This window comes from Pseudomonas sp. NFACC45 (assembly GCF_900113505.1).
Taxonomy (GTDB): domain Bacteria; phylum Pseudomonadota; class Gammaproteobacteria; order Pseudomonadales; family Pseudomonadaceae; genus Aquipseudomonas; species Aquipseudomonas tehranensis.
This window is the reverse complement of sequence record NZ_FOPO01000008.1, coordinates 214,029-228,328: the sequence shown is the minus strand read 5'-3', so window position 1 is coordinate 228,328 and position 14,300 is coordinate 214,029. Positions and strand designations below refer to the sequence as shown.

At 61.8% G+C, this 14,300-nt stretch carries 11 protein-coding genes and 1 tRNA gene; 4 read left to right on the top strand and 8 right to left on the bottom strand.

The window, feature by feature from the left end; translation table 11 throughout:
* Positions 1–187 precede the first annotated feature (187 nt).
* The 3 genes from BM132_RS16630 (at position 188) to BM132_RS16620 (ending at position 3,385) form a co-directional block, all read left to right on the top strand.
* Complete coding sequence (locus BM132_RS16630; protein ID WP_092400530.1) at positions 188–1,117, top strand: alpha/beta fold hydrolase; 930 nt, start codon at positions 188–190, stop codon at positions 1,115–1,117.
* Positions 1,118–1,259: 142 nt separating this feature from the next.
* A complete protein-coding gene (locus BM132_RS16625; RefSeq protein ID WP_092456949.1) occupies positions 1,260–2,636 on the top strand; it encodes a 2-oxoadipate dioxygenase/decarboxylase HglS in 1,377 nt (458 codons plus the stop codon).
* Positions 2,637–2,866: 230 nt separating this feature from the next.
* On the top strand, positions 2,867–3,385 hold the full coding sequence (locus BM132_RS16620; RefSeq protein WP_047228526.1) for an Hcp family type VI secretion system effector: 519 nt from the start codon (positions 2,867–2,869) through the stop codon (positions 3,383–3,385).
* 434 nt (positions 3,386–3,819) lie between these two features.
* Here BM132_RS16620 and BM132_RS28480 read toward each other — a convergent pair whose 3' ends face one another.
* From BM132_RS28480 to BM132_RS16600, 5 genes are all read right to left on the bottom strand, one after another.
* Positions 3,820–3,990, bottom strand: a complete 171-nt coding sequence (locus BM132_RS28480; RefSeq protein ID WP_177218183.1) for a hypothetical protein — start codon at positions 3,988–3,990, stop codon at positions 3,820–3,822.
* A 31-nt stretch (positions 3,991–4,021) separates the two neighbouring features.
* Positions 4,022–4,264 carry a hypothetical protein gene (locus BM132_RS16615; RefSeq protein WP_047228527.1) on the bottom strand — a complete coding sequence of 81 codons (243 nt, stop codon included), beginning with the start codon at positions 4,262–4,264 and terminating at the stop codon, positions 4,022–4,024.
* 65 nt (positions 4,265–4,329) lie between these two features.
* Positions 4,330–5,403: a lipocalin-like domain-containing protein gene (locus BM132_RS16610; RefSeq protein ID WP_092456946.1), complete on the bottom strand. Its 1,074-nt coding sequence runs from the start codon at positions 5,401–5,403 to the stop codon at positions 4,330–4,332.
* Positions 5,393–7,861, bottom strand: a complete 2,469-nt coding sequence (locus BM132_RS16605) for an ABC transporter permease (RefSeq protein WP_092456943.1) — start codon at positions 7,859–7,861, stop codon at positions 5,393–5,395. Before BM132_RS16605 ends, BM132_RS16610 begins: the two co-directional genes overlap by 11 nt.
* Positions 7,861–8,529, bottom strand: a complete 669-nt coding sequence (locus BM132_RS16600) for an ABC transporter ATP-binding protein (RefSeq protein WP_092456940.1) — start codon at positions 8,527–8,529, stop codon at positions 7,861–7,863. The genes BM132_RS16605 and BM132_RS16600 overlap by 1 nt, the downstream gene beginning before the upstream one ends.
* Positions 8,530–8,778: 249 nt before the next feature.
* Here BM132_RS16600 and BM132_RS16595 point away from each other — a divergent pair, with 249 nt between their 5' ends.
* A complete protein-coding gene (locus BM132_RS16595; protein WP_092400519.1) occupies positions 8,779–10,698 on the top strand; it encodes an acyltransferase family protein in 1,920 nt (639 codons plus the stop codon).
* A gap of 83 nt (positions 10,699–10,781) precedes the next feature.
* Here BM132_RS16595 and BM132_RS16590 read toward each other — a convergent pair.
* From BM132_RS16590 to selA, 3 genes are all read right to left on the bottom strand, one after another.
* Positions 10,782–10,877: transfer RNA gene (locus BM132_RS16590), tRNA-Sec, on the bottom strand.
* Positions 10,878–10,883: 6 nt separating this feature from the next.
* Positions 10,884–12,800, bottom strand: coding sequence for a selenocysteine-specific translation elongation factor (gene selB / locus BM132_RS16585; RefSeq protein ID WP_092456937.1), 1,917 nt, complete (start codon positions 12,798–12,800; stop codon positions 10,884–10,886).
* Positions 12,797–14,227: an L-seryl-tRNA(Sec) selenium transferase gene (selA, locus tag BM132_RS16580; protein ID WP_092400515.1), complete on the bottom strand. Its 1,431-nt coding sequence runs from the start codon at positions 14,225–14,227 to the stop codon at positions 12,797–12,799. Before selA ends, selB begins: the two co-directional genes overlap by 4 nt.
* Between the last annotated feature and the right edge of the window lie 73 nt (positions 14,228–14,300).

Genomic DNA, 14,300 nt, shown 5'->3' with positions numbered 1-14,300 from the left:
GGCCCATGCGCAGCTATCAGGCGTTGATCATCGGCAGTAGGCAAATCCGGTGGCTGTCACAGCTGGTATCAAAGCAAAAGCGGCCACGTCGTCGCGATGTTCCCCGGTTTCAGCTTCACTTATCACTATCTGACTCGTCGGCTGCGGTTGGCCGATCACATTCTGTCCTGACCCTGGAGGGCAAAGCATGTTGGTGTTGTGGGTAGTCCTCGCCGTGTTCATCGCCTGGAGCTGGCTGACGTATCCAGGCATCGGCCATGTGCTGTACGACATGGGCATGGCCCTGGAGGCGCGTCTGTACCGACTGCACAAGATCACGGTGCCCATCAGCGAGATGACCGTGTCGACCTGGCAAGGCGGGCCCTACGAAGCGTCCGGCAGCATATTGATGCTGCACGGCTACAGCGCCGACAAAAACCTCTGGCTGCGTTTTGCCCGGCATTTTGTCAGCGACTACCGGGTGGTGATTCCTGACCTGGCTGGTCATGGCGAAACCGGCTTCAAGGCCGGCGGCGGTTATGACATTCCGACCCAGGCCCGGCGGGTGATCGAACTGTTGGATGCCTGCGGCCTGGACAAGGTCCATGTGATCGGCAACTCCATGGGCGGTCATCTCGCCGCCTGGCTGGCGGCGACTTCCCCGGAACGGATACTCACCCTGGCCCTGATCGACCCGGCCGGCGTCACCGCGCCCGAACCCAGCGACATGGAGCGGCACCTGGCAGCCGGCCACAACCCGTTCCTGGTGCGCTCGCGGGACGACTTCGCTCCTTTCTACGCGATGACGATGGCATCGCCGCCGTGGGTCCCGAGTGTGGTGCTGGCGGCGCTGGCCGAGCGTTATGAGCAACGCCGGGATGAACTGGAAGAGATCTTCGTCGACTTTCGCGCCAGCCCGCCGATGGAACCGCGCCTGCCCGACATCCGCGCGCCGTCGCTGCTGCTCTGGGGTCGCAAGGACCGGCTGATCGACGTCAGCAGTGTGCCCGTGTGGAGCAAGGGCATCGCCGACTTGCGTGTGGAAATCTGGGATGGGGTCGGCCACATGCCCATGGTCGAACGCCCCGGGAGAACCGCCGCGCTGTATCGCGATTTTCTCAAAGGCCTGGGCCAATGACCTTGATGCCGCTGAGCCACGGTGAAGTGGGCGGATCAGTCCCTGACAGAATGAAGTCCTGAAGATTCTTCGTTTGTCGACGCTGGTGAAGGCTGCGATCTTTCCTCCCACTTTCCCACAGCTTGCGCCAGGAATTCTCACAATGAGCTTCGTCAGTCCCGACCTGATCCGCCAACGCTTCTCCAAGGCGATGTCCGACATGTACCGCGACGAGGTGCCGCTGTACGGGGCACTGATGAATCTGGTGGAACAGACCAATGCCCAGGTGCTGGTCAACGACCCGCACTTGGCCGAACACCTGCGCAGTACCGGCGAACTCCAGCGCCTGGACCTGGAGCGCCACGGCGCGATCCGTGTCGGCACCGCCGCAGAACTGGCAACCCTGGGGCGTCTGTTCGCGGTCATGGGCATGCACCCGGTGGGCTACTACGACCTCACGCCCGCCGGGGTGCCTGTGCATTCCACGGCCTTTCGAGCCGTGCATGAAAGCGCCTTGCAGGTCAGCCCGTTCCGGGTGTTTACCTCGTTGCTGCGTCTGGAGCTGATCGAAAACACCGAGCTGCGGGCTTTTGCCGAATCGGTACTGAACAAGCGCCAGATCTTCACCGCCACGGCGCTCCAGCTCATCGACCTCGCCGAACGCCAAGGTGGTCTGACCCAACCACAGGCTGATGACTTCGTCCTGCAGGCCCTGGAAACCTTTCGTTGGCACCACAGCGCCACCGTCACGGCCGAGCAATATCGGCAACTGAGCGCCCAGCATCGGCTGATCGCCGACGTGGTGGCTTTCAAGGGCCCGCACATCAATCACCTGACGCCACGCACCCTGGACATCGACATCGTTCAGGCCCAGATGCCCGTGCACGGCATCACCCCCAAGGCAGTCGTCGAAGGCCCGCCCCGTCGGCATTGCCCGATCCTGCTGCGCCAGACCAGCTTCAAAGCGCTCGACGAACCTGTAGCGTTCACCGACCAGCCCCAATCCCAAGGCAGCCACAGCGCCCGCTTCGGCGAAATCGAGCAACGGGGCGCCGCCCTGACCCCGAAAGGTCGTGCACTCTACGATCAGTTGCTGAACGCCGCTCGGGATGCGCTGGGGGAATTTCCCAACGAAGCCAACGCCGAACGCTATAACGCACTGATGACCGAACATTTTGCCCAGTTTCCTGACAACCACGATGAGCTGCGTCGGCAGGCACTGGCGTACTTTCGCTATTTCGTGACGCCAAAGGGCCTCGCTGCCAAAGGCACGATCAAGCAACCGGCCTCGCTGGAACACTTGCTGGAAGCGCAATACCTGCGCGCCGAACCCTTGGTGTACGAGGACTTCCTGCCAGTGAGCGCCGCTGGCATCTTCCAGTCGAACCTCGGCGATGCAGCCCAAATTCACTACGCCGGACAGTCCAATCGCCAGGCATTCGAGCAAGCGCTGGGACAACCGACCATCGATGAGCTGCGGCTGTATGCCGAAACGCAACAGCGCTCCATGGATGAGTGCATGTCCGCCTTGGGAATGTAGGAAAAAACCGAAAGCCGAATGCGTAAGAAATTGCGCGTCCGGCTTGCCAACTACGCAACTCCTCGCGCGCATACCTCTGTACCCGGAGCGCTCATGGACCGGTTATTGATCCCAACTTATTGATATAAATAGTTTTTATAGAAGATGGCATGGCTCTTGATAACCGTCAGGCCACCTGGGGACGATTCCTTTCCCAGGTCCCTTTAGTTATCCCGCAAGGAGAGCATCCATTGGCTACCCCCGCTTACATGTCCATTGAAGGCACCAAACAAGGTCTGATCACTGCCGGCGCGTTTACGGCCGACTCGGTGGGCAATACCTACCAGGAAGGTCATGAAGATCAAGTCATGGTGCAAGGCTTCGAACACCAGGTCATCATCCCCCGCGATCCTCAGTCGGGTCAGCCAACCGGCCAGCGCGTGCATAAACCCCTGGTCATCACCAAGGTGTTCGACAAGGCCTCGCCGCTGCTGCTGGCGGCCCTGACCTGTGGAGAACGCCTGACCAAAGTCGAGATCCAGTGGTACCGCACCTCGGCAGCCGGCACCCAGGAGCATTACTACACCACCACCCTGGAGGACGCGATCATCGTCGATATCAAGGATTACATGCTCAACTGTCAGGACCCGGCGAACGCGCACTTCACCCATCTGGAAGATGTGCACTTCACCTACCGCAAGATCACCTGGACCCACGAAGTCAGCGGCACATCGGGCTCCGATGACTGGCGTTCACCGGTCGCCGGTTAATCGTCGATAGATATCGATTCAGGATGGTGTTCGCCCAGTGCGACGGCCTCGGCATTCCATGCACTGGTAAAGAGCCTGACACTGGGCGAACGGGCATAATAATAGTGGAACTTGCAAAATATGTGCGCGCGCTTGTTTAAATAATTATTTATCTTTAGTCGTAATTATTAATGCCCAATCAATCGCCGTGACGAGCCAGCCCGTTCTCCTCAGGCCGCCCAGCAACCGCTGTTTTTGGGGTCGTTTGGCAGCCGGCGCGAGCAGGCTCTCTTTCCATGAACTTCGATAAACTCCAGTGCGCCTACATAGCTATACGAACAGCTATACAAAATCCAACAGCAGTATAAAAAATATATCCGCTACGCCGAACAAGACCTGGCAAGTAAAAGCAGCATTAACAAGTGCGTTTTCAAGACCGCGCGATCTATCAATCCTCAACCCCGTCGCGCGGTCTTTTGTGCATCCGTCTCCCCCGCTTCTGTATCGCCTTCCTGCTGTTTGCGTTTAGCCGGATCGTTGGGGCGCAGGGCGTCGTTGTCACGCTCCACCTCACCCGGCATCGCCGGCTCGTCTGGATTGTGCGACGTTTGATCACTGGGTTTCATGGCGAACTCCTTGGTTTTTCGGGCCTGCGCGTCAGGCGTCAGGATCGGCGACTTCTTCAGCGACATTGGCGTCGGGTGAACGATGGTGCAGTTGCTCGGCCTTGGCCTTGAGTTCCTGCCACTGTGCCAGGTCGATAGCGCCCTGGCCGAACAGGTCATCGGCCACCCGCATCAGCTCGGTGAAATGGACGTCGGGCGACTGCTGCCAGTAGGTCTTGTCGTCGAACAAGCGCTGCCAGTCGGCCAGCGAGGGAAGTGTGAGGTCATCACTCATGACGGACTCCTCAGAGACATTCATAAGGTATGAGGGTCGACATTCCTGGGGAGTTCCGGCGATTCTCAGTAGCCGGTCATTTCCAGATAACCGTTGCCGCTGTGGCTGCCGCTCAGGTGCACCGGTCCTTCCCAATAGGGAATGCGCAGGTCCATCCAGGCGTTGGGGTTCAAGGCATCGGTGGTGATGTCGAGTCGCTTGCCGGGGATCCTGATCGTCCAGCGCACCGGCATCGAGCGCCCGGCAACCTCGGCGGTGTCCAGTGGTTCAAGGCTGATCTCATCGGCGTGCAAGGTCTGCGCCTGGCCTTGGGCATCGATCCAGGTGCCCGTGAGGTATGGCGCCCCATCCTTGTGGCGCATGCGGTAGAGCATCACATGCTCGCCGCTGTCCAGGTGCAGGGAAAACCAGTCCCAGCCCGTCTGGTTGGCAGTCAGTGGCTGGCTGCTCCATTCGCGGTCGAGCCAGGCCGGGCCGCTGACCGTATAACGTTGGCCATCGATTTCCACATGGCCGCTGGCCTGGAAGAACGGTTGGCTGTAGTAGTACGACGCCTGGCCCTGTTCGGATTTCTGGCTGAACCCCTTATCGCCCTGCAGCACCAGCGGACGCGTCGACGTGAGGCGCAACTCATAACTGAAGTGTCGGTCACGGGCCTTGAGCTGCATGTCCGCCAATGGATCGGCCCCCAACGCTTGGGTAGCGAACCGCCAGTCATCGATCCAGGCGTCGAAAGGACTCGTCTGCACCCCCGCCTGGCCCACGCCGCCGCGGGCATAGCGCTCGGCGGCATGGTGGACGGCGCTGGAAGTGACCGCAGCATGACCGAGCCAGATCGTCTGGTTGCGCCAGCCGCTGGCCTGGGGCGCGGCGTTCAGGGCGCTGCGAAACAGTGTCCATTGCACACCGTAATCGCGGCCCTCGGCATCCTTGAGATTGGCAGTGACGTACCACCACTCGATGCGAAACCCCTCATGAACGCCATGATCGGCGGGAAAACTGAATACCCGCCCCGGCACCACGGGCATGAATGCGCCGACCTGCTCACCCAAACCGGCGAAGCCTTTTGGCGGCGGTTGCCGGTTGTCACAACCGCAGAGCAGCAGCGCCATCAGCATCAAGCCCAGTTTAATCTTCATGGGCAAAGGTCCTGAGCAAATCCGCCGGTTGCGTGCGGTACAACGCATACAGCGGCCAAGCCGACGCCAGCAGGGTGGCAAGCATCGCCAGCCCCAGCAACTGCGCCAATTGCCACGGGAACACCCGCAACGGCAGGCGCCAGCCGAAGGCCTGCACATTGATCACCGCGTCCAGGCACCAGGCCAGGGCGATGCCCAGCGGCAAGGCCAGCACCAGGGTCAATAGCGCCAATAGCCAGGTCTGGCCCAGATTGAGCAACATCAACTGTCGACGCGTCACCCCCAACGCCCACAGCGGTGCCAACTGACCGAGACGGCTTTGGCTCTGAGTCAGCAGGCTGATGAACAGCGCCACCCCGGCCACCGCCAGCGTCAGGCTATTGAGGGCAGCGGTGGCGGCGAAGGTACGTTCGAATACTTGCGTCGACCAGCCCTTGAGCCGGGCCTGATCGACAATTCGGCTGTCATCCAGGCTGAACCGGGCCTGTAAGGCCGTCAGTAACGCCGGGATCGCGGAGGGTTCGATGCGCAGGTTGAAGCGGTTCGGCGTCAGTTGCGGCCAATGTCGCAGCAAGTGGTCGGCATTGACCAGCACATGGCCCTTGGGGTTGCCGTAGTCGGCATAGATGCCGACGAGGCGCGGCGTCCAGGAGCCCTGGGGCGTCGCAATAGTCAATTGATCGCCAATGTTCACGTTGAGACGCCGGGCCAGTTGTTCGCTGAGCATCAACGTGTCACCCGCGGCCAATTGCTCCCAAGGCTTGTCGGAAACCGACTCCAGCAACGGCCAATGCTGCCGATAGGCGCTGTGGTCGATGATGCCGTAGATGTCCGTCGGCCAGCCTTGCAAAGGGATCGAGACCTGCCAGTTGGGCAATATCGTGGTGATCGCCGACTGCTCCTTGAGCCAGGTGTGCAGCTCACCCGCCTGGGCCGGGGTTTGCGGACTGATGTACAGCTCGGCGGTCAACCGTTGCTCGAGCCAGTCACTGAAAGTCTGGCGAAAACCGGCGGTCATGCTGCCGGCACCGATATTCGCCGCCAGTGCCAGTAGCAACGCCATCAGTGCCAGGCTCAGCGTCGGCAATTGCTGACGGCAGTCGGCGAGAAACCATTGCCCAAGTACCGAACGACTGCGGCGCAACAGCAACTTCAGCGCGCCACTGAGCAACACCGGTAAAGCCAGGGCAGCGCCCAGCAACAACGCCGTCATCAAGACAAAACCGCTGCCCAGGCTGTCACCCCAGATCAACGCCGATACCGCGAGCAACCCCGCCAATGTCGCCACCCACCCCTGGCGCCGCAGCCAGCGGGCATGGGCCTGATGCCAGGCCTGGGGATTGGCCAGCGCCAACAGCGGCAGACGCGCCGCCCGCAGCAAACTGTCGGCTCCGGCCAATAACGCACCGAGCAGGCTCAGGCCCACGCCGCTGAGCCACCACCACGGGCTGAGGTTCAGGTGGCCGGCCACTTCGGCGCCGTACAGGCCGCGCAGGCTCGCCGCGACATCGGGCAACAACAGGCTGGCCAGCCAGTAGCCGCTGAGCACCCCGGCGATTCCGCCGAGCAAGGCCAGCGCGCCCAATTCAAGGGCCAGGCTGGCGACCAGCACCCGCGCACTGACGCCACAGGCCCGCAGGGTTCGCAGCAAGCTACGGCGTTGTTCCAGCGCCAGGCCAATGGCGGCGTGAACGATGAACAACCCCACTACGAAGGACAGCACCCCCAAGGCGTCGAGGTTCAGGTGAAAGCTTTCGGTCAGGCGTGACAGATTGTTTTCTTCATCGGCGTGCTTGAACTGCAGCCGGCCGTTGAACGCCGTCGGCAAGGGCGCGGTGAACGTGGCAGGCAATAGCAAACGCGACAGCTGGCCCGGCCGTCCAAGTACCTGCTGGGCGAAGCCGATGTCCATCAGCAGCACGCCAGGCGCCATGTCCGCCTGGATAAGCAACGGTGGCAGGGATTGTCCATCGACCGTCCGGGGCTGATCACCCTCGCTCAGTCCCAAGGCCTGCAAGGTCTGCGCAGCGATCCAGGTGCGGCCAGGGTCAGTGAAAAACTCCACCACGTCTGCCATCTCCCGGACCTGCCCCGCCACTGCCGCTCCGAGGGGCAAAGACACCGGATCGATGCCCATTAACTGCAGGCGCTGATCCTCGTGCCCCTGCAGCGTCACCCGAGCCTGCAACACGGGGGACACCGGCCATCCCAGGCGACGCAGATCGACAAACCATTGTTGAGTGAAGGTGCCGCCGCCGGGCGCACTGAGGCTGGCCTGGGGTTCACCACCAATCAGTTGGCTGGCTCGAGCGTAACTGTCCCGAGCCTGACTGTTGAGCGCCTGCACGCCGGTGAGCAGGCTGGTGGCGAGCCAGAGGCCGGTCAGGACGCTGAAAAACTGCACAGGGTGCTGACGCCAATGGCTGAGCAAGGCCTTGAGCGTCTGGCGAAGGATCATCACCCTTGGGCCACCTGCGCCAGACGTCCGCCCTGCAATACCACCCGACGGCTCAGACGGGCTGCCACCCGGGGGCTGTGGGTCACCATCAGCAGACTCGTCGGGCTGCCGTCCAGCAACTCCAGCAACAGTTGCAACACCTCGTCGCTGGTGGTTTCGTCGAGGCTGCCGGTGGGCTCGTCAGCCAGCAACAGGGGCGGCCGCGAGGCCAGTGCCCGCCCCAATGCCACCCGTTGCTGCTGGCCGCCGGACAGCTGTTCAGGATAGCGGTACAGCAGTTGCGAAAGGCCGAGCCGTTGCACCAGATGGGTCTGCCAGGCAGGGTCATAGCGACCGCACAGACGCGCCTGGAACGCCAGATTATCCTCCACCGGCAAGCTACTGATGAGGTTGAACTGCTGGAACACCAGGCCGAGCTGTGTACGTCGCCAGCTCGCCAGTTGGCTTTCGCTCATGCCGTCGAGCCTGCGCTCGCCAAAGCGAATGCTGCCACGGTCGACCTTGTCCAAACCGGCAACCAGATGCAGCAAGGTGCTTTTCCCGCTGCCGGACTCCCCCATCAGCGCCAGGCTGTCGCCAGGGGCCAACGTCAGGTCGATACCTTGCAGCACCGGCAATGGCCCTTGCGGCGTGGGATAGCTCTTAAATACGTCGCGAACTTCAAGCATGAAAAGGCTCATGGGTAAACGTGAGGCTCAGGATAGCGGAGTTGGGTGACGGGGACAGATCAAGGATGCGCTCAGGCAACGGGCAAACACCGCTGGTCGTCTGCCTCGCCTTGTTTTGCCCGACGCCTTGCAAAGCATAAATTTCAAGCTATCAATCAATGACTAATACGTGCCGTTTACATGCAGTCGGCAAATTCGTCATAAACATGACGCACCTGGATTGCCTCCTATTCAAGGACGATCGCCGACATGCCTCAAACCCAATATCGCCTCGATATCGATGGGCTTCGCTGCATTGCAGTCCTGGCCGTACTCATCCATCACCTCAACGCCAACCTGCTGCCAGGCGGGTTCGTGGGGGTCGATATTTTTTTCGTCATCTCGGGTTACCTCATCACTTCCCAGGTGTTTTCCGAGATCAAGGGCAACGCCTTTTCGCTCAAACGCTTTTATCAGCGGCGCATCAATCGCATCGTGCCCGCACTCGCCATTGTGTTGTTGGCGAGCGTGATCGCAGGGGCCTTCATCCTTTCTCCAGCCGACCTGACGCGGCTCAACGTCAGTGCGCTGTTCTCCCTGCTGGGGGTCTCGAATATCTATATCTGGATGAAGTACGGAAACTATTTCGCCGCCGATGCCAGCGAGGCGCCGCTGCTGCATACCTGGTCCCTGGGGATTGAAGAGCAGTTCTACGTGATCTGGCCGCTGTTGATCCTGGTGCTCTATCGCTTTGCCCCGCGTTATATTCTGCCGGTATTGGGCGTCGGTATCGTGGCGGCAGTAGGGTTTTCCGCATATGCCACGAACGTCTTCGCCACGGCCTCCTATTACCTGCTGCCCACACGTTTTTTCGAACTCATGATGGGCGGAGCGCTGGGTATCTATCTTTATCAGCCACGTACACTCAGCAGGATAGAAGTGCTGGCTTATACAGCGGCGGGGTATGGACTGATTGTTTTTTCCTTGTTTGCCCTGAGCCGGGACACACCCTTCCCTGGTGTCAACGCTTTTATACCTTGCCTGGGGGCAGCGCTGCTGATTCTGGCCGGCAGCGGTGAGGCTCGCTCGCGCCTGCTGACCAACCGCCCCATGGTGTTCATAGGCCTGATTTCCTATTCGCTGTATTTATGGCACTGGCCGTTGATTGCCTACCTGAATTACCTGGGCATCGAGATAACCCTTTCTGTGGGCGTATCACTGGTGCTGGTGTCGATTCTGTTGTCCTGGTGGTCCTGGCGGTATGTCGAAATTCCCTTTCGGCGCTCTGGCGCGCAATTGCAGTTCCCTCGCGTACTGGTCCGGCGATTCATGGTCCCGGCCCTGGGGCTGGCCCTCCTGGCGACCTTGAGCCTGCAATGGAATGGCTTCCCACAGCGTTTTGCACCTGAAGTGTCGAGGCTCGAGGCCATGGCGCTGAGCAAACCGAACAGGCTTCGCAGCGGTTGCCATATGCCCAGTGCGCGGTACAGCGCCGAACCTGATCCGGCTTGCCGGCTCGGCGCACACAAAGAGCAACTGGACGGGATGCTGGTGGGTGACTCGTTCGCCAATCATTTCACGGGCATGGTCGATATCCTGGCCAAACCCAACGGCATCAGATTAATGGACTACACCCTGGACGCCTGCCCGCCGATTTTCGGCTATGTCACCGAGGTGTCCGAGGCGTATGGGGACCGTTGCATGGCGCGCAACGCCCGGGTGTTCGAGCTGATCAAGCAGAACCACTACCCATACGTCGTGCTGGCCGGCGCCTGGCCCAGGGATGCGTCGGCTGCGCAAATTATCGAAGCGAGCATCAAGCACGTGGCGAACAACACCGGTCAGGTCATCGTGATCCTGCGCAACCAGAACATCGACAATGCAGCGACCTGCCCCGTGCGCCGCTTGATGTTCGGCACCGATCGCCCATGCTCAGCCCCACTGGATATCACCGCGACGTATTGGGAAGGGATACGCGCCAGACTGCCCCAGGTGCGCTTTATCGACCCCAATCAAGTGATCTGCCCAGCGGGACTCTGCAGCCCGATCATTGACGGGCAGTTGTTGTACCGCGATGACGCACACTTGAACGATGTGGGCTCACGCTTCATCGGCCGCACATTGCGCGAGCTGGGATTCTCCCTGCTGCACGACCCGGCCCGACTCGGCCCAATCGCCGCAATCCAGTGAGCCCCTCGCAGGCTTGTGGGTATGCAAGATCTACGAACGACTCGCTTGCGCAGCGATTGCGCCTACCCCTGTGCTCTATCAAATGGCGGAAGGCAGCCGGAGTCGAACCTGCCCGGGAACGGATGCCGTCCCCAACCGGGTTTGAAGCCCGGCCGCGCCACCGGGCGCGATTGCCTTCCTTGAACTCAGTCTTCTTGTTGGGCCAGTGCATTGTCGAGCCGGATGTGGCGCCGGTCGCCAAAGCGTCGGGTCAGGCCGATTCGGTCGAAGTACTCCAGAATCTGAATACTGCGCTTGCGCCCCAGGCCCACGGCATCGCGAAACGCGGTGACCTGAATCACCGGATCATCGCTGGCCAGTTGCACCAGCATAGCCGCCAATCGGCGCACCAGGGTCTCGGTATAAAACAAGTCACGGACCACTTGATGCATCAACCCCAAACGCGCCATCTTGCGCAGCAACAGGCGTACGGTGGCCTCTTCATGGCTTGTCGCTTTAGCCAGATCACGCACCCACGGCGGATCGAAACCCGCCTGTTCGAACAACGGCTGTAATTGTTGCCACAGGGTTTCATCGTCTTCGCTCAATCGCACTTGGTGATCGGGCAAGTGCAGCCAAGGGCCGCTGGCGACGATCGCACCGCTGGCCAGTAATTCGTTGAGCAGGCTGATAAAGGTCGGCCGGTCCAGCGCGGTGCCGGCGAAGCGACGCAGGCGATCCCTGTCTGGTCCCATTTGATCCGGTTCGAGTTGATGAAAGCGTGCCAGGTGTTCCAGCAGTGGCGCTTTCAAGGCCTCCCAGCGGGCAGCACTGAACAGCAACGGCCCTTGCCGCGTATCGATCAAGCGCACGTCATCGGGCAACACCCAGCTATCGCGCGGACGATTGAACTGGCGTTCCAGACGCTGCGGATCGAGCCCGGTGTCGCTGTTGGCCAGCAGCGTCGGCAGTGCGTCTTCCAGGCTGGTCGTGGTGGCCAGCATCTTTAGCTGCGCCAATCTTTCGGGGCTACGGTGGTGTCGGGCCGGGGCGAACGGGTCAAGCACCCGGCCACCGCCGAGAGTGCGTTGAGCGCTTTGGTCGCGCAGGATCAAACGATCGCCCCTCACCGCCAGCACCGGCGCGTTCACCCGCAATTGCGCGAACATCTGCTCACCCGGTGCCAGGCTGACGCCCTCCAGCAAGACCACTCGCCCAGTCACGTCCTGAGTGCCGAGATGCACGTGCACTGGCTGAAAGTGCTCGAAGCTTCGCGCCTCGCTGACCAACAAGGTCATCTCGATATCCAGACGCTGGGGCGGCGCATGCAGCCATTCGGCCAACAACCATTGGCCCCGGTGAACCTGCTCCAGGGCCAAACGGTCGGCACTCAGGTTCAGCGCGACTCGCTGCCCGGCCGTTGCGCTGTCAGCCGCCTGATTCTGCGCATGCAGGCCTCGCACCCGCACCGGTTTGCCCAGCGGACTCAACATCAGCGTATCGCCCACGGCCACTTGGCCAGATAACGCGGTGCCGGTCACCACGATCCCGGCACCGGCCACACTGAAAGCCCGATCAATCGCCAGGCGAAAACCGCCGCTGGCGCTGCGTTGAAGCACCTCATGTTGCGCATCCAGCAAGGCGTTACGCAGTGTCTCGACGCCTTCGCCGGTCACACTCGACAGCGCGACTTTCGGCGCGCCGGCATAAGGTCCGGGTGCGAGCAATGCGTCGATCTGTTCCTGGACGGCTTGCACACGAGCAGGGTCGACGCGGTCGCATTTGGTGATTGCAATCAGTGCCCGAGGGATGCCCAGCAACTCGACAATCGCCAAATGTTCGCGGGTCTGAGGCATGACACCGTCATCGGCCGCCACCACCAACAACACCAAATCAATGCCCTGAGCACCGGCGAGCATGTTGTGGGTGAAGCGCTCATGGCCGGGGACGTCGATAAAACCGGTCAGCGCGGCGCCCGGTTCCAGCGCCGCGTAGATGTAGCCGAGGTCGATGGTCATGCCGCGTTCGCGTTCTTCCCGGCGACGGTCGCCAGCCTGGCCGGTCAGTGCCTGGAGCAAGGAGGTTTTGCCGTGATCGATGTGCCCCGCTGTGCCGACAATCACCCGTCCTGACCCTCCTCTTGCAGTTGATTGAGTTGGGCCAACCACGCGGCTTCGTCGTCGAGTTGGCGCAGGTCCAGCCAAAGCGCATCGCCGTCGATGCGCCCGAGCACGGGAATCGGCAGCCGACGAAACGCGGCTTCCAGCCCCATCAATCGCCGCCCGCGCAGACGTTTGGATACGTTGGGCCGCAGGCATAACGCAGCACTCGGTAAGCGCGCCACCGGTTGGCTGCCGCTGCCGATCATGCCCAGCGCTGGTACCGCGCTGATGCTCCAGCCGTCACCCAATACCTGTGCCAGTGGCGGTTGCAGGCGTTCGGCCTGGGCGAAGATGTCGGTTTGGGGGCGGGTCAGCAGGCGCAGACTCGGCAGGCGCTCGACCAACCGCTCAGGATCGCGGTACAGCGCCAATACGGCTTCGAGGGCTGCCAGGGTTAGCTTGTCGACCCGCAGTGCGCGCTTGAGCGGATTCTTCTTGATCTTCGCGATCAGGTCTTTGCGGCCGACTATCAACCCGGCCTGGGGACCGCCGAGCAGTTTGTCGCCGCTGAAGGTAACGATATCCGCGCCATCGATCAGGGCCTGGCGCACCGTCGGTTCGGCGGGCAGGCCCCAGCGAGTCAGGTCCAGCAGACTGCCGCTGCCCAAGTCTTCGAGCAGCGGCAGTCCGTGGCGGTGAGCCAACTCCGCCAATTCAGCCGTCGGCACCCGGGCAGTGAAACCTTCGATTGAGTAATTGCTCGCATGTACGCGCATCACCAGGCCACTGCGCGGACCGATGGCCGCCTCGTAATCGCGGGCATGGGTGCGGTTGGTGGTACCCACTTCGTGCAGCCGCACTCCGGCGCGGGCCATGATGTCGGGAATGCGGAAGGCGCCGCCGATTTCGATCAGTTCACCACGGGAAATGATGCCTTCCTTGCGCGCGCCCAGGCTGTTGAGCGTCAGCAATACGGCGGCGGCGTTGTTGTTGACCACGGTCACCGCTTCGGCGCCGGTCAGCTCGCGGACCAGGCCTTCGATCAGGTCGTCCCGGTCGCCACGCTTGCCGCTGTGCAGATCAAACTCCAGATTGAGCGGATAGCGGGCGGCGAGCTGAACGGCTTCGATAGCCGACTCCGGCAGCAACGCGCGCCCAAGGTTGGTGTGCAGCACCGTGCCGGTGAGGTTGAACACCCGCCGGACCTGGCTGCGATGCTGGATCGCCAGACGCTCACCCACCCTGCCCGCCAATACGTCGGGAGCTATTTCAACGGCAGCGAGTTCAACCTTGAGCATCGGCTCGCGCAGGTCCTCGAGCAGTTCCCGCAGGCCGGCCAGCAGCGCGTCACGCCCATAACGCTCAGCCAACACCTGGCAGGCGGGATGGCGCAGCAAGCTGTCGATGGAGGGCAGCCGCAAAACTGGGCTGGCGGAGGTTGCAGACATCAGAGGCTCCCGGAAGCGAATGACCGTCGCGTCTGAGTGTAGCCGCTGGGCTCATCGGGATAGGCTTAGGAGG

Bases quoted from the DNA above. Each gene is read 5' to 3' on its own strand.
- BM132_RS16630 (WP_092400530.1), top strand. From the start codon at position 188: ATGTTGGTGTTGTGGGTAGTCCTCGCCGTGTTCATCGCCTGGAGCTGG.
- BM132_RS16625 (WP_092456949.1), top strand. From the start codon at position 1,260: ATGAGCTTCGTCAGTCCCGACCTGATCCGCCAACGCTTCTCCAAGGCG.
- BM132_RS28480 (WP_177218183.1), bottom strand. From the start codon at position 3,990: ATGAAACCCAGTGATCAAACGTCGCACAATCCAGACGAGCCGGCGATG.
- BM132_RS16615 (WP_047228527.1), bottom strand. From the start codon at position 4,264: ATGAGTGATGACCTCACACTTCCCTCGCTGGCCGACTGGCAGCGCTTG.
- BM132_RS16610 (WP_092456946.1), bottom strand. From the start codon at position 5,403: ATGAAGATTAAACTGGGCTTGATGCTGATGGCGCTGCTGCTCTGCGGT.
- BM132_RS16605 (WP_092456943.1), bottom strand. From the start codon at position 7,861: ATGATCCTTCGCCAGACGCTCAAGGCCTTGCTCAGCCATTGGCGTCAG.
- BM132_RS16600 (WP_092456940.1), bottom strand. From the start codon at position 8,529: ATGCTTGAAGTTCGCGACGTATTTAAGAGCTATCCCACGCCGCAAGGG.
- BM132_RS16595 (WP_092400519.1), top strand. From the start codon at position 8,779: ATGCCTCAAACCCAATATCGCCTCGATATCGATGGGCTTCGCTGCATT.
- selA (WP_092400515.1), bottom strand. From the start codon at position 14,227: ATGTCTGCAACCTCCGCCAGCCCAGTTTTGCGGCTGCCCTCCATCGAC.